This window comes from Amycolatopsis sp. cg5 (genome assembly GCF_041346955.1).
Lineage (GTDB): Bacteria > Actinomycetota > Actinomycetes > Mycobacteriales > Pseudonocardiaceae > Amycolatopsis.
In genome coordinates, this window is sequence record NZ_CP166849.1 from 5,697,582 (window position 1) to 5,715,049 (window position 17,468).

17 protein-coding genes are annotated in these 17,468 nt (G+C 70.0%); 10 read left to right on the forward strand and 7 right to left on the reverse strand.

From position 1 onward, the window contains the following. Positions 1-14 precede the first annotated feature (14 nt). Positions 15-2,510, reverse strand: a complete 2,496-nt coding sequence (locus AB5J62_RS25190) for a M14 family zinc carboxypeptidase (RefSeq protein ID WP_370942404.1) — start codon at positions 2,508-2,510, stop codon at positions 15-17. Positions 2,511-2,643: 133 nt separating this feature from the next. On the opposite strand from AB5J62_RS25190, the gene AB5J62_RS25195 reads away from it, so the two are divergent. The 7 genes from AB5J62_RS25195 to AB5J62_RS25225 all read left to right on the forward strand — a co-directional run bounded on the left by AB5J62_RS25195 (position 2,644) and on the right by AB5J62_RS25225 (position 9,226). Further along, complete coding sequence (locus tag AB5J62_RS25195; protein WP_370942405.1) at positions 2,644-3,321, forward strand: DUF998 domain-containing protein; 678 nt, start codon at positions 2,644-2,646, stop codon at positions 3,319-3,321. Between the two features lie 58 nt (positions 3,322-3,379). Further along, complete coding sequence (gene fabG, locus AB5J62_RS25200) at positions 3,380-4,141, forward strand: 3-oxoacyl-ACP reductase FabG (RefSeq protein ID WP_370942406.1); 762 nt, start codon at positions 3,380-3,382, stop codon at positions 4,139-4,141. Positions 4,142-4,145: 4 nt separating this feature from the next. Continuing rightward, the gene (locus AB5J62_RS25205) at positions 4,146-4,598 is read left to right on the forward strand and encodes a MaoC family dehydratase (protein WP_370942407.1); all 453 of its coding nucleotides are present in this window, start codon (positions 4,146-4,148) and stop codon (positions 4,596-4,598) included. Positions 4,599-4,686: 88 nt separating this feature from the next. Continuing rightward, the gene (locus AB5J62_RS25210) at positions 4,687-5,709 is read left to right on the forward strand and encodes a phosphotransferase family protein (protein WP_370942408.1); all 1,023 of its coding nucleotides are present in this window, start codon (positions 4,687-4,689) and stop codon (positions 5,707-5,709) included. Continuing rightward, positions 5,710-6,933: an acyl-CoA dehydrogenase family protein gene (locus AB5J62_RS25215; RefSeq protein ID WP_370942409.1), complete on the forward strand. Its 1,224-nt coding sequence runs from the start codon at positions 5,710-5,712 to the stop codon at positions 6,931-6,933. Further along, positions 6,930-8,123: an acyl-CoA dehydrogenase family protein gene (locus AB5J62_RS25220; protein WP_370942410.1), complete on the forward strand. Its 1,194-nt coding sequence runs from the start codon at positions 6,930-6,932 to the stop codon at positions 8,121-8,123. Before AB5J62_RS25215 ends, AB5J62_RS25220 begins: the two co-directional genes overlap by 4 nt. Further along, positions 8,120-9,226: an acyl-CoA dehydrogenase family protein gene (locus tag AB5J62_RS25225; protein ID WP_370942411.1), complete on the forward strand. Its 1,107-nt coding sequence runs from the start codon at positions 8,120-8,122 to the stop codon at positions 9,224-9,226. Before AB5J62_RS25220 ends, AB5J62_RS25225 begins: the two co-directional genes overlap by 4 nt. Before the next feature lie 54 nt (positions 9,227-9,280). On the opposite strand, the gene AB5J62_RS25230 is transcribed toward AB5J62_RS25225, so the two are convergent. Continuing rightward, a complete protein-coding gene (locus AB5J62_RS25230) occupies positions 9,281-10,525 on the reverse strand; it encodes an SGNH/GDSL hydrolase family protein (RefSeq protein WP_370942412.1) in 1,245 nt (414 codons plus the stop codon). A gap of 107 nt (positions 10,526-10,632) precedes the next feature. Between AB5J62_RS25230 and AB5J62_RS25235 the strand changes: the two genes are divergently transcribed. Both AB5J62_RS25235 and AB5J62_RS25240 read left to right on the forward strand, forming a co-directional pair. Next, the gene (locus AB5J62_RS25235; RefSeq protein ID WP_370942413.1) at positions 10,633-11,610 is read left to right on the forward strand and encodes a helix-turn-helix transcriptional regulator; all 978 of its coding nucleotides are present in this window, start codon (positions 10,633-10,635) and stop codon (positions 11,608-11,610) included. A gap of 123 nt (positions 11,611-11,733) precedes the next feature. Beyond that, positions 11,734-12,135 (forward strand): hypothetical protein, encoded by a 402-nt coding sequence (locus tag AB5J62_RS25240; protein ID WP_370942414.1) that lies wholly within the window; start codon positions 11,734-11,736, stop codon positions 12,133-12,135. Here the strand turns inward: AB5J62_RS25240 and AB5J62_RS25245 are convergent. Further along, positions 12,132-12,758 (reverse strand): TetR/AcrR family transcriptional regulator, encoded by a 627-nt coding sequence (locus tag AB5J62_RS25245; protein WP_370942415.1) that lies wholly within the window; start codon positions 12,756-12,758, stop codon positions 12,132-12,134. The genes AB5J62_RS25240 and AB5J62_RS25245 overlap by 4 nt on opposite strands. A 238-nt stretch (positions 12,759-12,996) precedes the next feature. Between AB5J62_RS25245 and AB5J62_RS25250 the strand changes: the two genes are divergently transcribed. Continuing rightward, positions 12,997-13,812 carry an enoyl-CoA hydratase-related protein gene (locus AB5J62_RS25250; RefSeq protein WP_370942416.1) on the forward strand — a complete coding sequence of 272 codons (816 nt, stop codon included), beginning with the start codon at positions 12,997-12,999 and terminating at the stop codon, positions 13,810-13,812. Positions 13,813-13,828: 16 nt separating this feature from the next. Here AB5J62_RS25250 and AB5J62_RS25255 read toward each other — a convergent pair whose 3' ends face one another. Genes AB5J62_RS25255 through AB5J62_RS25270 form a run of 4 tightly spaced genes read right to left on the reverse strand, consistent with a single transcriptional unit; the run spans position 13,829 to position 17,440 of the window. After that, entirely contained in the window at positions 13,829-14,308 is a 480-nt protein-coding gene (locus tag AB5J62_RS25255) for a universal stress protein (RefSeq protein ID WP_370942417.1), read from the reverse strand. 51 nt (positions 14,309-14,359) lie between these two features. Beyond that, entirely contained in the window at positions 14,360-15,916 is a 1,557-nt protein-coding gene (locus AB5J62_RS25260) for an acyl-CoA carboxylase subunit beta (RefSeq protein ID WP_370942418.1), read from the reverse strand. Further along, entirely contained in the window at positions 15,909-16,691 is a 783-nt protein-coding gene (locus AB5J62_RS25265; protein WP_370942419.1) for an SDR family oxidoreductase, read from the reverse strand. The genes AB5J62_RS25260 and AB5J62_RS25265 overlap by 8 nt, the downstream gene beginning before the upstream one ends. Further along, positions 16,688-17,440 (reverse strand): SDR family oxidoreductase, encoded by a 753-nt coding sequence (locus AB5J62_RS25270; protein ID WP_370942420.1) that lies wholly within the window; start codon positions 17,438-17,440, stop codon positions 16,688-16,690. The genes AB5J62_RS25265 and AB5J62_RS25270 overlap by 4 nt, the downstream gene beginning before the upstream one ends. Positions 17,441-17,468: the final 28 nt, after the last annotated feature.

Consider the following 17,468-nt stretch of genomic DNA (forward strand, 5'->3'; position numbering starts at 1 on the left):
GTCCTTTGTGGACTTCAGCGGATGCCGCGTTCCTTGCTCACGCGGGCCGAGCGGGTGCAGACCTCACCGACGTCGACCGTCTGGCCGCGGTCGACGTAGACGTCCGCGATACCCACGAGCTTGCCGCTGCGCGACGTGCAGGTGAGCTGGTACGCCTCCTTGGGCCCGTAGGTCGGCGGGATCGGCGAGGCGAACGAGACGTCGCCGGTCCAGTCGTCCGTCTTGGCCGGGTCGGCCTGGGCGTAGTTGACCATCACGGCCTTGTAGTCACCCGCGGGCGGGTCGAACAGGGTCGCGTGCTCCGAGGTCGTGCCGCCATTGGCCGACGAGGACACCAGGTTGCCCGCCGCGTCATAGACGTAGAGGTCCCAGTCGGTGTCCGGGCTGGCCCAGTTGACGTTGACCGAGAACTTGCCGTTGTCCACCTTGGGCAGCCCGTCGACGTGGAAGGTGAAGCTCTCCACGTTGGGGTCGTTCGGGTAGTCCGTGTTGATCGGCGGCACACCGGCCGGGTTGGTGACCGCGAAGCCGGTCTGCGCCGGGCCCTGCGGGTCGCGGCCGTAGCGGCCCGCGACGTACGGGCGGGTCGACGGGTTGACCGACCACGCGAAGCGGCCGCCGGTGGAGGTCATCTTCGAGTCGAGCGTGTCCTTGACGTAGATCGGCGGCTTCGTCGAACCGTCCGGCTGGACGATCGGCGAGGTCGGCGTCTGGAACGTCTTGTGCAGCTTGAGCTCGTAGCCCTTCGGCGCCGAACCGATCAGCGTCGAGTGCGCCGACGGGTCGGCGGTGTTGTCCAGCATGTCGAGGAAGGCCTGGCGGTTGCCGCCCTTGCCCGCGCCCGCCGCCGGTGCGACACCGGTGTACTCGGCGACGACACCCTGCTGGAACGGCGGGTGGAACTCGACGTTGCCGATCTCGAAGGTGAAGCCGTAGCCGCCGGTGGCGAAATAGGACCAGTCCTCGGTGCTGCCGGTGGTGTCGTACAGCGCCCACGACGGCTGGCTCTTGTAGCCGTTGCGCGAAGCCATCTTGTCACCGAGCGCCTTGTACGCCGGCTCGTCGAGCGGCGGGCGGACGTCGGCGACGCCCGGCACGCGCAGCACCAGGTTCGAGAAGGTGTGCAGCGTGATCAGATTGGTCACCTGACGGCTGGACACGATCGCGCGCACGTTCTGCGTCTCGGGCTCGGTGAACGGGCCCGCGCCGCGGAAGGTGTCGTTGCGCCACGAGGTCGACGCGCCCGCGCCGCCCCAGAAGCCCGCGTAGTTGCGGTTCGGGTCGGTGCCGCGCTCACGGCCGCCGGGGTTCGCCTTGCAGACGCCGGTCGAGAACTCCTTCGGGGAGTCGGCGACGTTGCAGTTCTTGCGCTTCATCTCGTAGTCGAAGCGGGTGAAGTCACCCTTCGGCTCGGCCTCGCGGGAGATCTCGAAGCCGTCGGCGTTGATGATCGGGACGACGATGTTGCGCGTCTTGCCGACCAGGCCCTTGATTTCGGCGTTGTTGGTGCGGTAGCCGTTGATCAGCTCGTACGCCCACTCCATCGCGTGCTCACCGGCCGGCCACTCACGGGCGTGGTGCACACCCATCAGGAACTCGACCGGCTTGCCGTCGGTGATGTTCGCGACGTCGGTCGCGATCTCCAGCCCGACGACGTCCCGGCCTTCCCAGGTCGGGTTCGGCATGGTGAAGGCGTTGACCAGGCCCGGGTTCTTGCGGGCCAGTTCCTTCATCTCGTACTGGTAGTCGTAGAGGTGGCGGTAGCTCGTGCGGCCGGACGGCAGCGTGGAGCCCGCGGACCGCGCGGCGGCCTCACGGTCGGCCTGGGCGTTGGCGACAGACTTCGCCGACAGGTCCGGCTCGATCACGGTGGACTTGAAACCGTTGTCCGCCAGCGTCTTGCGGTCGGCGTCGTTGGCGAGGATGACGTCGACGCTGGTGGCGTCGGCCTTCTCGGTGACGTCGAGGCCGGTGCGGATCAGCCGGTCCTTGTCCTTTTTGGCCGGTGTCTCGACGCGGACCATCTCGGCGCGCTGGGCCGCGGGCGGCGTGCCGGTCGGCGTGCCCTGCGGGGTGAGCGCGAGGAAGTCGACGCCCAGCACGGCGGTGCGCGCGTTGCCGCCGTAGCGGCAGGCCTGCACGACGAGCTGCTGGCCCTTCTTGACGAAGCTCTCGGCGAGCTCGTGCGTGCGCAGCGCGGCGGACGCCGCGACCACCGCACCGGTCGCCTTGTCGAACACGGCGATGTCCCAGTCCCCCTCGGGACCGTTGGACGGCTTGAGCCTGGCCTGGACCAGACCGTCCACGGTGGACGTCACTTCACGCTTATCGGCCCCACTGGCGTTCTTGCCGAGCACGGAGCCGAAACACGACCGCGCCACCGAGCGGTCGGCGCGCACCACGTTGTCCGCGGCGTTCGCCGTCGACGACGGCAGCGCGACGACGAGACCCGCCAGGGACACGGCTGCCGCCGTGAACCCCAGCTGTCTGCGCCTTGGTGATTTCCCCACAGCCTGACCTCCTCGCACCTGGCCGACGTGACCTCGCGCACGCCAGCCTGGCGACATTAGCCGCCGGACGGAAACGAAGCCACCGCCACAAGTCGCAGTCGCTTCACAGCACCGGCGCTACCCTGGAAAACCTATGATTCGTCAAGTCGCGAAACCCGCTTCGGTGTTACCGCTGCTCGGCCTTTTCGGTGGTGCGGTAATCGTTCTGCTACTGCAAGTGCTGCCACCTTCCAACGCGATAAGCCCGATCCGGCGCACCATCAGCGAGTACGCGCTCGGGCCGAACAAGTGGCTTTTCGACACCGCGGTGGTGGTGATCGCGCTCGCTTCGGCGGCCGGTTTCGCGGGCTTGATCCGGAGCAGGCGGCTGCCGTTGCGATCGGCGGCCACCGTCTTCAGTGCACTGTGGATCGGCGCGTTGCTGCTGATCATCATCTTCCCGAAGCACAACTGGGCGGTCGGCCCGAGCGCGGGCGGCACCGTCCACCGCGTCGCGAGCGTGGTCGCGTTCGTGTGCCTGCCGATCGCCGTGCTGCTGGCCGCGCGGACCGTCTTCCCGCGCTCACCCGGCAGGCGCAGGCTCTCGCAGGCGCTCGCGGCCGGCGCGCTGCTCTGGTTCGCCGTCATCCTCGGCGCCATCGCCTACTCGGCCACCGGCGCCGGGCCGTGGTGGACGCTCATCCCGCTCGGCCTGGTCGAACGCCTGATGGCGCTGACCGGCCTGCTCGCGATCGCCACACTGATAGCGCCCATTCGGCTGGATATGACCCACACCACAGTCACGCCAGGCGAGCTGACGGTACCTTCCTAAGCGACCGCTCAGCATGTCTACTGGGCAGACAGATTTCTCAACGATGAGGAGGTCCGCTGTGACCGAGTCCCCCTCCCGCGTCGCGATCGTCACGGGCGCAGGCCGCGGCATCGGCTCGGCGGTGGCGAAGAAGCTCGCCGCCGACGGATTCGCCGTCGGGCTGCTCGACCTCGACGAGGCCGGGGTCAAGCAGGGTGCCGAGGACATCAAGGCGGCAGGCGGCAAGGCCGTGGGCGCCACCCTGGACGTCAGCGACGCCGAGCAGGTCGAAGCGGCGGTCGCCAAGGTCGCCGAGGAGCTCGGCGCGCCGACCGTGCTGATCAACAACGCCGGCATCACCCGCGACGCGATGCTGTTCAAGATGACCGACCTCGAGTGGGACTCGGTCATCAACGTGCACCTGCGCGGCTCGTTCCTGATGACCCGCGCGGTCCAGAAGCACATGACCGCCGAGAAGTGGGGCCGGATCGTCAACCTGTCCAGCACCTCCGCGCTGGGCAACCGCGGCCAGGTCAACTACTCCGCGGCCAAGGCGGGCCTGCAGGGCTTCACCAAGACCCTCGCCATCGAGCTGGGCAAGTTCGGCGTCACCGCCAACGCGATCGCGCCGGGCTTCATCGCCACCGACATGACCGCGGCGACCGCCGAGCGCGTCGGCATGAGCTTCGAGGACTTCAAGGCCGCGGCCGCGTCGCAGATCCCCGTGCAGCGCGTCGGGACCCCCGACGACATCGCGAACCTCGCGTCGTTCCTGGTCAGCGAGGGCGCCGGGTTCATCTCCGGCCAGGTCATCTACGTCGCCGGCGGACCGAAGGACTGAGCCCATGCGCGTGTTCTCTGACATCGAAGAGTTCTCCTCGATGGTCGGCCAGTCGCTCGGCCACAGCGAATGGCACACGATCACCCAGGAGCGGGTGCAGCTGTTCGCCGACGCGACCGACGACCACCAGTGGATCCACCTGGACCAGGAGAAGGCCGCGGCGGGCCCGTTCGGCGGGACCATCGCGCACGGCTACCTGACGCTGTCGCTCATCCCGATGTTCGCCAAGGACCTCTACTCGGTCGACGGGCTGAAGATGGGCATCAACTACGGGCTCAACAAGGTCCGGTTCCCGCAGCCGGTCCGGGTCGGCTCGAAGGTCCGCGCGGGCGCCGAGCTGATCGAGCTGACCGACGTGCCGGGCGGCAAGCAGGCGGTCGTGCGCTGGACGATCGAGATCGACGGCGAGGCCAAGCCCGCGTGCGTGGCCGAGACCGTCGCCCGCCTGATCGTCTGACCTGCGAAAACGCGGTCGATCGAGTGGCGCCCTGTACGACATACCGACCAGTCGGTACCCTACGGTCAGTACCAGCTAGGAGGGGCAGATGAGCGAAACCGACCCGCCGGGTCTGGAACTGGGCAGGCTGCGCGCCCATCTCGACGCGCACCGCCCCGGGCTCGCCGGCGGCGAGCTGAGCGCGGAGGTCGTGCAGGGCGGCAAGTCCAACCTCACCTACATCGTGACGGACGGGTCGTCGCGCTGGGTGGTGCGCCGCCCGCCGCTCGGGCACGTGCTGCCCACCGCGCACGACATGACGCGCGAGTTCAAGGTGATCTCGGGCCTGCACCCGACGAACGTCCCGGTGCCGGAGGCGTTGCTGCTCTGCGAGGACAAAGACGTGCTCGGCGCGCCGTTCTACGTCATGGAATTCGTCGAGGGCACGCCGTACCGCACCGCGTCGCAACTCGAAGAGCTCGGCGCCGCGCGGACGTCCGCGATCGCGAACGCGCTGGTCGACACGCTCGTCGACCTGCACGCCGTCGATCCGGCCTCGGTCGGGCTCGGCGAGTTCGGGCGCCCGGAAGGATTCCTGGAGCGCCAGCTGCGGCGGTGGAAGAAGCAGCTCGACGGTTCGCGCAGCCGCGAGCTGCCCGGCATCGAGCTGCTGCACGACCGGCTCGCCAAGGCCATCCCGGTCTCGGGCGAGCCGTCGATCGTCCACGGCGACTACCGGCTCGACAACGCGCTGGTCTCCGGTGACCGGGTGACCGCGGTGCTGGACTGGGAGATGTCCACGCTCGGCGACCCGCTGACCGACCTCGCGCTGATGGTCGCCTACGCCGAGCGCAGCGCGATCAACCTGGACTTCGTGTCCGACGCGACCTCGGCGCCCGGGTATCCGGGCACCGACGAGGTGGTCGCGCGGTACGCGGCGCGCTCGGGCCGCGACGTCTCGTCGCTCAACTGGTACGTCGGCTTCGCGTTCTTCAAGCTCGCGGTGATCTTGGAAGGCATCTACTTCCGCTTCAGCAAGGGCCAGACCGTCGGTGCCGGGTTCGAAGGCGTCGGCGCGGGCGTCGTCCCGCTGGTGGCGCACGGCAACGACATTCTCAAAGAGGAGAAGTAAATGGATTTCGCCTACGACGCCAAGACCGAGGAGCTGCGCGGCAAGCTCCTCGAGTTCATGGACTCCCATGTGTACCCGGCGGAAGCCGTTTTCGAGGAGCAGCTCGCCGAGCGCTCGGACGAGTGGTCCACGGTCCAGATCACCGAGGACCTCAAGGCCGAAGCCCGCAAGCGCGGGCTGTGGAACTTCTTCCTCCCAGGTGAACACGGTGGCGGGTTGACGAACCTGCAGTACGCGCCGCTCGCGGAGATCACCGGCATGAGCCCCCGGCTCGCGCCGACCGCGCTGAACTGCGCCGCGCCGGACACCGGCAACATGGAAGTGCTGTCCATGTTCGGCAACGAGGAGCAGCGCAAGCAGTGGCTCGAACCGTTGCTGGAAGGCGAAATCCGCTCCGCCTTCGCGATGACCGAGCCGGACGTCGCCTCGTCGGACGCGCGCAACATCGCGACCAGCATCCGCAAGGACGGCGACGAGTACGTCATCAACGGCCGCAAGTGGTTCATCTCCGGCGCGATGAACCCGAACTGCCAGATCTTCATCGTGATGGGCAAGACCGACCCGGAAGCCCCGCCGCACAAGCAGCAGAGCATGATCCTGGTCCCCCGCGACACGCCCGGCATGACCGTCAAGCGCGGCATGCACGTGTTCGGCTACACCGACGGCGACCACGGCGGCCACGCCGAAGTCGTCTTCGAGGACTGCCGTGTCCCGGCGGAAAACCTCATCGCGGGCGAGGGCGACGGCTTCGCCATCGCGCAGGCACGGCTCGGCCCCGGCCGGATCCACCACTGCATGCGCCTGATCGGCATGGCCGAGCGCGCGCTGGAACTGATGTGCCGCAGGACTTTGTCGCGCGAGACGTTCGGCAAGCCGATCGCCGAGCAGGGCGTGGTCCAGGACTGGATCGCCGAGGCGCGGGTCAAGATCGAGCTGCAGCGGCTGCTGGTGCTCAAGACCGCGTGGCTGATGGACGTCAAGGGCAACCAGGGCGCGCACACCGAGATCCAGGCGATCAAGATCTCCACCCCGGCCACCGTCGAGTGGATTCTCGACAAGGCGATCCAGGCACACGGCGCCGGCGGCGTCAGCCAGGACTTCCCGCTGGCCGAGCTGTGGTCCGGCGCGCGCATGCTGCGCATCGCCGACGGCCCCGACGAGGTGCACAAGCGCTCGCTGGCGCACCGCGAACTCAAGAAGTACCGCACGGAAGGCAAGCGATGACCGCGACAGCAGTCGACGCCGAGACGGTGCGCGGACTCGTCCGCGACCTGCTGGCGGCGCACGATCCGAAGACCACCGAGCGTTCCGCGTTCCTGCACGCGCGGTTCGACGCGGGCCTGTCCTGGGTCCACTTCCCCGTCGGGCTCGGCGGGCTCGACGCGCCGCGCGCGTTGCAGTCCATCGTGGACGCCGAGCTCAAGGCGGCCGGGGCGCCGGACAACAACCCGCGCCGCATCGGCATCGGACTCGGCATGGCCGCGCCGACCGTGCTGCGCTTCGGCACGCAGGAGCAGCGCGAGCGGTTCCTGCGTCCACTGTGGACCGGCGAGGAGGTGTGGTGCCAGCTGTTCTCCGAGCCCGGCGCGGGTTCGGACCTGGCGGCGCTGGGCACCCGCGCGGTCCGCGACGGCGACGACTGGGTCGTCACCGGCCAGAAGGTGTGGACCTCGGGCGCGCACGCGGCCCGGTTCGCCATCCTGGTCACCCGCACCGACCCGGACGTGCCGAAGCACCAGGGCATGACGTACTTCATCTGCGACATGCACGCGCCCGGTGTCGAGGTGCGGCCGCTGCGCCAGATCACCGGTGAGGCCGAGTTCAACGAGGTCTTCCTGACCGGGGTCCGCATTCCCGACGCGCACCGGCTCGGCGAGGTCGGCGAGGGCTGGAAGGTCGCGCAGACCACGCTCATGAACGAGCGCGTCGCCATCGGCGGCATGGAGATCCCGCGTGAGGGCGGGCTGATCGCGCCGGTCGCGCAGACCTGGCGTGACCGTCCCGAACTGCGCACCCCCGAGCTGCACGACCGTCTTCTGAAGCTCTGGGTCGAGGGTGAAACGCTGCGCCTGGTAGGCACGCGCCTGCGCCAGCAGCTGGCCGCCGGCGCGCCGGGGCCGGAGGGTTCGGTCGCGAAGCTCGCGTTCTCGGAGCTGAACCAGGCCGTCTCGGGCCTGGAGATCGAGCTGATGGGCGAGGAAGGCCTCACCTACGACGACTGGACGATGCGCCGCCCGGAGAAGGTCGACTTCGCGGGCCGCGGCCCCGGCTACCGGTATCTCCGCGCGAAGGGCAACTCCATCGAGGGCGGCACCTCCGAGGTGCTGCGCAACATCATCGCCGAACGCGTGCTGGGCCTGCCCTCGGAACCGCGCGTCGACAAGGACGTGGCCTGGAAGGACCTGCCCCGATGACCGATCTGCTGTACTCCGAAATCGAAGAGGACCTCCGCGCGTCCGTCCGCGACCTGCTCAAGGCCCAGGCCGAGCCCGCGGCGGTGATCGCCAGGACCGAGACGGCCGAGCCGTACGACCTCAAGCTGTGGCGCACCCTCGCCGCCGACCTCGGCGTCGCGGGCCTCGCGATCCCCGAGTCACTCGGCGGCCACGGCGCGTCGGCCCGCGAGGTCGCCGTGGTGCTGGAGGAACTCGGGCGCAGCGTCGCGCCCGTCCCGTTCCTCGGCAGCGCGGTCCTCGCGACCTCGGCGCTGCTGGGCGCGGACACGTCGTCCGCCGTCGTCGCGGAGTTGCTGGGGCGCTTGGCTTCCGGTGACCTGATCGCCGCGCTGGCCATCCCGCTCACGACGGCGCCGGGCGGCGACTTCCCGTCGACGGTGACCGTGGCCGCCGACGGCACGCTGACCGGCCGGGTCACCACGGTCGCCGACGCTTCGGCGGCCGAGGTGATCTTGGTGCCCGCGGTGGGCGCGGACGGCCCCGCGCTGTACGCGGTCGAGGCTTCGGCCGTCTCCGTCACCGAGCTGACCTCTTTGGACCTGACCCGCCGTCTGTCCACAGTGGAACTTTCGGGCGCGGCAGGCCGTCTGGTGCCCGGTTCCGCCGAGGCCGCTGTGCGGAACGCGCTGACCACGGCCGCCGGACTGCTGGCGTCCGAGCAGCTCGGCCTGGCCGAGTGGTGCCTGAACGAAACGGTGGCGTACCTCAAGACCCGCTACCAGTTCGGCCGCCCGGTCGGTTCGTTCCAGGCCTTGAAGCACCGCCTGGCCGACCTGTACCTGGCCGTGGTCAACGCCCGCGCCGCCGCCCGCTACGCGGCCGACTCGCTCGCCACGGCGAGCGAGGACGTCCCCGTCGCGGTCGCCGTCGCACAGGCACGCTGCTCCCCCATCGCGGTGAAGGCGGCCGAAGAGGCCATCCAGCTGCACGCGGGCATCGGCATGACGTGGGAGCACCCGGCCCACCTCTACCTCAAGCGCGCCAAGAGCGACGAGCTCGCGCTCGGCACGGCGGGCCGCCACCGCGCCGCGCTGGCCGGCCTGATCAACCTCCCCGCGTAACCAGGGTCGTGAGTGGTATGACCGGTTAGAACCGGTCATACCACTCACGAGTCCTTACAGGCGCCCGAGATCCACGGCGGCCGCCATCACCTTGTAGCCCGCGTCGTTCGGGTGCAGTGCGTCGCCGCTGTCGTAGGCCGGGTTGAGCTTGTCGCCGTCGGCCGGGTCGACGGTGGCGCGCTCCAGGTCGACCACCGCGTCGTACTCGCCGCTGGTGCGGATCCAGGCGTTGACCTCGTCGCGTGTCTTCTCCCCCGCTTCGGTGAAGAACGCCGAGCCCTTGTACGGCAGTATCGTCGCGCCGACCATCCGGACGCCTTCCCGGTGGGCCGCCTTGATCAGCGCGCGGTGCCCGTCGATCAGCTGCCGCGCGGTGATCACCGGGTTCGGCAGGAAGCAGGGGAAGTCCACGCCGCCGGAGTGGATGTCGTTGATCCCCTCCAGCACGATGACCGTCCGCACCCCCGGCTGGTCCAGCGCGTCCCGCTGGAAGCGGGCGGTCGCCTTCTCCCCGAAGCACGTCGAGTCGTTGAGCACCCGGTTGCCGCCGATTCCGGCGTTGACCACCCCGACGGGACGCCGCGCCGCGGCCAGCCGCTCGGCCAGCTCGTCGGGATACCGGTTGTCCGCGTTCTCGGTCGCGCCCGCGCCGTCGGTGATCGAGTCGCCGAACGCCACCACCGAGTGCGGCCGCGCGACGCCCAGCACGTCCACCCCGGCCAGGTAGTACCAGGACGACGTGGTCTCGCCGAACGCACCGGCCCCGCGATCGAACCGGTGGTCACCGGCCGCCCGGTAGCTCGTGGCCGTCGCGAAGGCGTGGAACGTCGACGGCCCGGTCGGCTCGGCGAAGTAGAACGTCACCGCCAGCCGGTCCAGCGGCCCCACCGGCAAGGCCACCGGATCGCTCTGCCATTCCCGGCCGGGCGCGAAGACGCCCGACGCGGCATGCCCGAACGTCACCGGCCGCAGCGTGCCCGGCTTCACCTCGGCACCCGCGCCCGCCAGCCCGACCGTGGCGCCTGCCAGCCGCAACGGCGTCTTGTCGTACGCGGTCGAGAGCCGCAGCCGCACCGCGGCGCCACCGGCGGACACCCTGACCACCTGCCGCACCGACTGGTTCGCGAACCCGTCCTCCGACCAGTTGGGCCCGATCAGGCCCGCCACGGGCGCCTGCACGGACGCCGACCAGGTGGCCGCCCACCCGATCCGCGCACCGGCGCTCGCCGGGCTCGCCACTCCGGCCACGAGCGACGCCGCCGCGGCCAGCACACCTAAGGTCTTCCACCCAGTTTTCATACAACCGACCCTAGAGAGCCCCACCGACAGTTTTCGCCTGATTTCTCCGCGCCGGCCCCTCCGGGCTCCGCCGAACGGCCGCTGACCGGCGGTGGTATACCGGCATCGTGCGCGCGTCCCGGCTGGTCTCACTGCTGCTCCTGCTGCAGACCCGTGGCCGCATGACCGCGCGCCAGCTCGCCGACGAGCTCGAGGTGTCGGTCCGGACCATCTACCGCGACGTCGACTCGCTGCACGCAGCCGGGATCCCGCTCTATGGCGACGCCGGCCACGCGGGCGGCTATCAGCTGCTCGACGGCTACCGGACCAGGCTCACCGGCCTCACCGCCGAGGAAGCGGGCTCCCTCTTCCTCACCGGCCTGCCCGGCCCCGCGGCCGAACTGGGACTGGGCAACGCGGTCGCCGCGTCCACACTCAAACTCACGGCCGCGCTGCCACCGGAACTCCGCGACCGCGCCGGGCGGCTGCAGGAGCGTTTCCATCTCGACGCCCCCAACTGGTACCACGAGGGCGACAGCACACCGCACCTCGAAACCGCCGCGGGCGCCGTCTGGAACGCGCGGCGGGTACGCGTGCTCTACCACCGCTGGAAAGCACCGCAGGACGTCGTGCGTGTCCTCGATCCGTATGGCCTCGTGCTCAAGGCGGGCCGCTGGTATCTCGTCGCCGCGAGCAACGGAAGCCCGCGCACCTACCGGGTCTCGCAGATACTCGAACTCGAAGTGCTCGACGAAAGCTTCGAGCGTCCCGAAAACTTCGATCTCGCCGGGTACTGGCAGTCCTCACTGGCCGACTTCGACGCTCGGCGCCTTCAAGCCGAAGCCGTCATCCGGCTCTCCCCGTTCTCGATGGAACGCTTGCCGGACATGATGAACCCGGCCGCCGTCAAGTCCATTGAGGACACCGCGAGCGCACCGGACGCGGACGGCTGGGTGCGCGCGACCGTGCCGATCGAGTCGGCCGAGCACGCGCTCGCCGACTTCCTCCGCTTCGGCGCGGGACTCGAGGTGCTCGAACCACCCGAGCTCCGCCTGAAACTCGCCGAAACGGCCGCCGCACTCGCCGCCACCTACCTCGGGTCGTGAGCGTTGCCGACGGTGAGAACCGTTGGGAACACTCACGATCCGAGCCGGTTTCCCGAAACTGTCGGTGTCTCCTGCTATCACTGGATCATCAAGAGAACCAGCACGCGAGGACAGGAGACGGACATGAAGATCTTGGTGGCCACCGGCCAGACCCAGGGCAAGCGGACGAACGACTACAACTGGTGCGTCGAGGGCGAGCTCGTGTTCATCGAGCCCGCCTGCGCCAGGGGCGAACGAGATCCCGACACCCAGTGCGGCTGCGGAAGAGCGTTCTCCGGACTCAATTCCCACCGCGGGACCACCACGGCACGGGTGGCCGAACTACGCGGCTTCACCGAGGCCGAATACACCGAAGCGCTCAGGTCGAGTCTCGCCGAGCAGGGCTATCAGGCCGGGCTGGCGCCGGAAATGGCCGAGTCGCTGCTCGATCTGGTCAGCCTCTGGCCGGCGGGCACGGTGGTGGAACGCAGGCTCGACGAGATCCGGCCACGCGATGTCTTCGCCAGGTCCCGGCCGCCTGACTAGTCGGGGCGCAAGGACGACAGGAGCAGGTCGGCGTAATGGTCGCCGACCTGGCGAGCCGAGAGCGAACCGCTGCGGCGATACCAGGAACCGAGGTGGTGCACTGAACCGAAGAAGAAGTCGACGATGACGTCGGCGGGCTTGTCGCCGCGGAACTCGCCGGTCGACTGCCCTTCCTCCACCAGGGTGCGGAAGCGCTCGTGGTACTTGCGGCGTTCCGCGCGTACCGCCTTCTGCTTCTCGGCGCTGAGCTGGTGCATCGACTGCATGAAGATCTTGTTGTCGTCGAGGTTGGCGATCGTGGAGACCACGACGTCCGACGCGGCGGCGCGGAGCCGCTCGCGCAGTGGCTGCTCGGTGACGGCGACGTTCTCCAGCTGCTCGGTCTGCTCGCGCAGCACGCGCGCGTAGATCTCGTAGAGTAGATCGTCCTTGGAGCCGAAGTAGTGGTACATCGCGCCCTTGGTGACGCCTGCCGCCTCCACGATCTCCTGGACCGAGGTGCGGTCGAAGCCCTTCTTGGCGAAGAGCTTCGTGGCGTGGGAAAGCAGCCGCCGCGGCACGGACGTCTCGTCGGCGTGCACGTCGACGGCGACGGCCGGCTTACGGGTACTTGCTCTCGTCATCGCTGCGCCACCTTCGTCACCTTGCCTGGCAGGCCAGGCCGCGGACCGTCCCACTCGGACGGTGAGCATACCGACTGGTTGGTCTCGGCGTGGCATTGTCACCCGGAGTCACCCGGACAGCCGTGAACATTACTCCCCGGCGACCGGTCACGGTGCGAGATGCGCCCACCGGCCGTTTTGGGCGGTTTGCCCGACACGGTGGCTCGACGAAGGCTAAGCGACCGCTTAGCATGGAGCGATGAGCCCAGGATCCGATCAGCAGTCCACAGTGGACGGTGTCGGCCACGTGGTCGACGGCGGGGTCGCCACGGTGACCTTCGACCGGCCCGCCCGGCACAACGCCATGGACCAGGCCATGCAGATCCGCTACGGCACCTTGCTGCGCGCGGCGGGCGAGGACCCGGCGATCCGCGCCGTCGTCGTCACGGGCGCGGGGCGCGCTTTCTGCCCGGGAGCGGATCTCGGGCTGCTCGGCGACATCTCCAGCGCGCCGCCGACCGCGGATCTCGACGACCACGACGGCTTCCGCAACGTGCTGGCCGCGGCCTTCACGCCGAAGCCGGTCATCGCCGCGATCAACGGCGGCTGCGCCGGGCTCGGATTCGTCGTCGCCTGCGCGGCGGACGTCCGCTTCGCCGCGGCCGGCGCCAAGTTCACCACGTCGTTCGCCCGCCGGGGGCTGGTCGCCGAGTACGGCGTCGCGAAGCTGCTCCCCGAACTCGTCGGCCGTGGCCGCGCGCTCGACCTGCTGCTCTCCGGCCGCACGTTCACCGCCGAGCAGGCCTTCGACTACGGGCTCGTGCAGGAGGTACTGCCGCCCGAAGAGCTCCTGCCCCGCGCGCAGGCCTACGCCACCGAACTGGCGACGCACAGCGCGCCGCGTTCGATGGCCATCATGAAGGAGCAGCTCTTCCGCGAGGCCGCGCTCCCGCTCGAGGCGGCCGCGAAAGAGGCCACCGCGCTGATGCTCGACTCCTTCGGCCGCCCGGAACTCCCGGAGGGCCTCGCCAGCTGGAACGAGCGCCGCCCGCCGAACTTCCCCGCCTACCCCTGACCCGCTCGGCCGTCGCTCACGACTCGTCGCGGATGACCAAGACCGGGCACGGCGCGAGCCGCAGCACGTCCTTCGAGGTGCTGCCGAGCAACAGCTCGCTGAGCCTGCCGTGCCGGTGCGCCCCGACCCCGATCACCGAAGCCTTGTGCTCGGTGGCGAGCCGGACCAGCGTCTCGGCCACCGTCACCTGATCGGCGACGGCGAGCCCTTCCGCACGCAGCCCGGCCGCCAGCGCCAGCTCGACGCCACGGCTGGCGGTCCGCTGCGCGGAGTCGTGCGCGGCCTTGTCGAGCTGCTCGGCGGTCCGCAGGTCGATCGGCGCCACCGGGCCGGTCAGCGTCGCCGCGGGCCCCGCGCCCAGGTCGAACACCCGGCCCGTCTCCCACACCGTCACGACCAGCGCGTCACGCTCCCCGAGCAGCTCGCCGACCTCGGCCACCATGCGCTCGGACACAGGCGTCCCGTCGAAGCCCAGAATCACCGGACCGGTTCCCATAGCTCTCACCTCGCGGGCAAGGTACCCGGATGATCACCTTTCAAACCGGGGTCAGGGACGCACGCCGAACGACGGCCTGCCCAGCAGTTTCGGCAGCACCCGGTAGGCGTCGTGCACCCACTCGCACAGCAGCGGCCGCGAGTCGCGCGGGTCGATGACGTCCTCGACGGCGAACTTCTCGGCGGTGCGGAACGGCGAGCGGACCGCGTCGAGGCGTTCGCGGATCGCGGCGATGTGGGCGGCCGGGTCCTCGGCGGCCTCGATTTCCGCGCGGTAGGCGGCTTCGATGCCGCCCTCGACCGGGAGGGAACCCCAGTCGCCGGACGGCCAGGCCCAGCGGCGGACCAGCCGGTGCCGGTTGGTGATGCCGGCGCCGCCGACGCCGAACACGCGCCGGACGATGATCTCGGCGACCGGCACGCGTGCCTGGTACACGGCGGTGATCGCCCGTGCGCCGCGGCGGATCGACCCGCGTTTCTCACCGGCCAGGCCGATGACCATGCCCGCCTGGTCGGTCAGGTTCACGATCGGCAGGTGGAAGGTCTCGCAGAGGTCGACCAGCCGGGTGATGGCGTCGGCGCCCTCGGCGGTCAGCGTCGCGCCACGGTAGGGATCCGTCGCGATGACGCCGACCGGGTGACCGTCCAGCCTGGCCAGTCCCGCGTACGCGGAGCCGCCGTAGCAGGCGTAGTCGAACACGGACCCGGAGTCGAAGACGGCGTCCAGCAACGGCCGCAGCCGATAAGGCTTGCGACGGTCACGAGGCACGAGCGAAAGCAAGCCCTCCTCGCGACGCGAAACATCGTCCGAACTGCCGACGACAGGCGGTAGTGAGTCCACATTGGACGGCAAGTACGCCAGGAAATCGCGCACCGCCTGGAAAGCGGCTTCCTCGGACGGGACGATCACGTCGACGGCGCCGCTGCGGCGATGCACCGCCGCGCCGCCGAGTTCCTCCTTGGTGAGGTCCTCGCCGGTCGCGTGCTTCACCAGCGGCGGCCCGGCGACGAACAGCTGACCGGCCCCTTCCACCAGAACGCACAGATGGGACATGACCGCGCGGGCCGCGCCCAGGCCCGCGACGGGACCCAGGCACGCCGAAACCACCGGCACCGCCGAGAGATTGTCGACCACGAGGTCCCAGCCAGGGTTGAACGGCACGTAGGTGAACCCGTGCTGTTCCAGCATCTTCACGCTGCCGCCGCCACCGGTGCCCTCGATCAGCCGCACCAGCGGCATCCCGAGCTCGTTGGCCAGCCGCTCGGCGTGGATCTGCTTGCCCATGATGCCCGCGTCGGCCGCGCCGCCGCGGACGGTGAAGTCGTCACCGCCCACGGCGACCCGGCGACCGTCGAGCCGGGCGGTGCCCACCACGAAGTTGGCGGGCACGAACGAGACCAGTGTGCCGTCCCCGGCGTACTCGGCCGAACCGGCGAGCGCGCCGATCTCGTCGAAAGAACCCTTGTCCACCAACGCTTCGATGCGCTCGCGGACCGTCAGCCTGCCCGCGCCGTGCTGACGGGCGACCTTCTCGGGGCCGCCCATCCGCTCGGCGAGCGCACGCCTGCGCCGGAGTTCTTCGACTTCGGGCGCCCAGTCCTCAGCCAAGTGCGTCTTCGACCTTCCGCTGCAGCTTGTTCATCCCGCCGAGCCAGCGGTCGGTCGCCGTCGCGCGCGCGGCGTAGTACTGCGCGACCTCGGGGTGCGGCAGGATCAGGAACTCTTCGCCGCCAACGGCTTTGAGCACGTCCTCGGCCACCTTGTCCGGCTCGATCAGCGACGCGCCCATCAGCAGCGCGCCCGCCTCACCGGTGGACTGGTACATGTCCGTGTTGACCCCCTGCGGGCACAGCGCCTGCACGGTGACGCCGCGATGGCGGTAGGTGGCGCTCAGCCATTCGGCGAACGCCAGCGCGCCGTGCTTGGTCACCGCGTACGGCGCGGAACCCAGGCTGGTCAGCAGACCGGCCGCGGAAACCGTTGCCAGGAAATGACCTTTGCCTCGCTCCAGCCAGTCCGGCAGCAGCAGCTTGGCGGCGCGCACGTGCGCCATGACGTTGACGTCCCAGGCGCGCGCCCAGACGTCTTCGGGGGTCTCCGGGCCGCCGTTGGGCGCGATGCCGGCGTTGGCGCAGAACAGGTCGACGGCGCCGAGCTTCTCGCGCGCGACCGCGATCAGCCGCTCGATGCCCTCTTCGCTCGCCGCGTCCGCGGTGACGGCGGTGCCGCCGATCTCCTCGGCGACCGCCTGCGCGCCGTCGGCGCTGAGGTCGGAAACGACCACGCGTGCGCCCGCGCCGGCGAACTTGCGGGCCAGCGCAGCGCCGATCCCGCCACCGCCACCGGTGACGACGACGCCCGCGCCCGCGATCTCGGTGCTCACATGCCACCGACCAGCGTGATGCCGCCGTCGAGGACCAGCGTCTGGCCGGTGACCCAGCCCGCCTCCTCCGACAGCAGGAAGGCGACCGCGCCCGCGATGTCGGACGGCACGCCGAGCCGCTTCATCGGGTACGCCGAGGCGACCTCTTCCTCGCGGCCTTCGTACAGCGCGGTGGCGAACTTGGTCTTGACCACGGCGGGCGCGACGGCGTTGACCCTGATCTTCGGCCCGAGTTCGGCGCCGAGCTCGGTGGTCATCCGGATCAGCGCGGCCTTGCTGACGCCGTACATGCCGATGCCGGGCGAGGCGAACAGGCCGGCGACCGAGGCGACGTTGACGACGGAACCGCCGTGCTCGCCCATCCAGGCGTCGCGCGCGGCGCGCGTCCACGCCAGCGGCGCCAGCAGGTTCACGGCCATGATCTTGGCGGCGGCGTCGAAGTCGATGTCCAGCATCGGGCCGTAGACCGGGTTGATGCCGGTGTTGTTGACCAGCATGTCGAGCCTGCCGAAGGCCTCGATCGTCTTGGCGACGGCCTCGGCCTGGTGCTCGGCGTTGTCCGACTTGCCTGCGACGGCGATCGCCACGTCCGGGCCGCCGAGCTCGTTGACCGCCTCGGCCAGCGGTTCCGGGTTGCGCGCGGTGACGCACACCTTGGCGCCGCGTTCCACCAGTTCCTTGGCGATACCGAGCCCGATACCGCGGCTGGCCCCGGTGACGATGGCCACCCGATCTTTGAACGAGTTCACTTGTGCGGATCTCCTGTTCTGACTAAGC

Bases quoted from the DNA above. Each gene is read 5' to 3' on its own strand.
- AB5J62_RS25220 (WP_370942410.1), top strand. From the start codon at position 6,930: ATGACCGCGACAGCAGTCGACGCCGAGACGGTGCGCGGACTCGTCCGC.
- AB5J62_RS25240 (WP_370942414.1), top strand. From the start codon at position 11,734: ATGAAGATCTTGGTGGCCACCGGCCAGACCCAGGGCAAGCGGACGAAC.
- AB5J62_RS25215 (WP_370942409.1), top strand. From the start codon at position 5,710: ATGGATTTCGCCTACGACGCCAAGACCGAGGAGCTGCGCGGCAAGCTC.
- AB5J62_RS25205 (WP_370942407.1), top strand. From the start codon at position 4,146: ATGCGCGTGTTCTCTGACATCGAAGAGTTCTCCTCGATGGTCGGCCAG.
- AB5J62_RS25210 (WP_370942408.1), top strand. From the start codon at position 4,687: ATGAGCGAAACCGACCCGCCGGGTCTGGAACTGGGCAGGCTGCGCGCC.
- AB5J62_RS25250 (WP_370942416.1), top strand. From the start codon at position 12,997: ATGAGCCCAGGATCCGATCAGCAGTCCACAGTGGACGGTGTCGGCCAC.
- AB5J62_RS25195 (WP_370942405.1), top strand. From the start codon at position 2,644: ATGATTCGTCAAGTCGCGAAACCCGCTTCGGTGTTACCGCTGCTCGGC.
- AB5J62_RS25255 (WP_370942417.1), bottom strand. From the start codon at position 14,308: ATGGGAACCGGTCCGGTGATTCTGGGCTTCGACGGGACGCCTGTGTCC.
- AB5J62_RS25225 (WP_370942411.1), top strand. From the start codon at position 8,120: ATGACCGATCTGCTGTACTCCGAAATCGAAGAGGACCTCCGCGCGTCC.
- AB5J62_RS25245 (WP_370942415.1), bottom strand. From the start codon at position 12,758: ATGACGAGAGCAAGTACCCGTAAGCCGGCCGTCGCCGTCGACGTGCAC.
- AB5J62_RS25230 (WP_370942412.1), bottom strand. From the start codon at position 10,525: ATGAAAACTGGGTGGAAGACCTTAGGTGTGCTGGCCGCGGCGGCGTCG.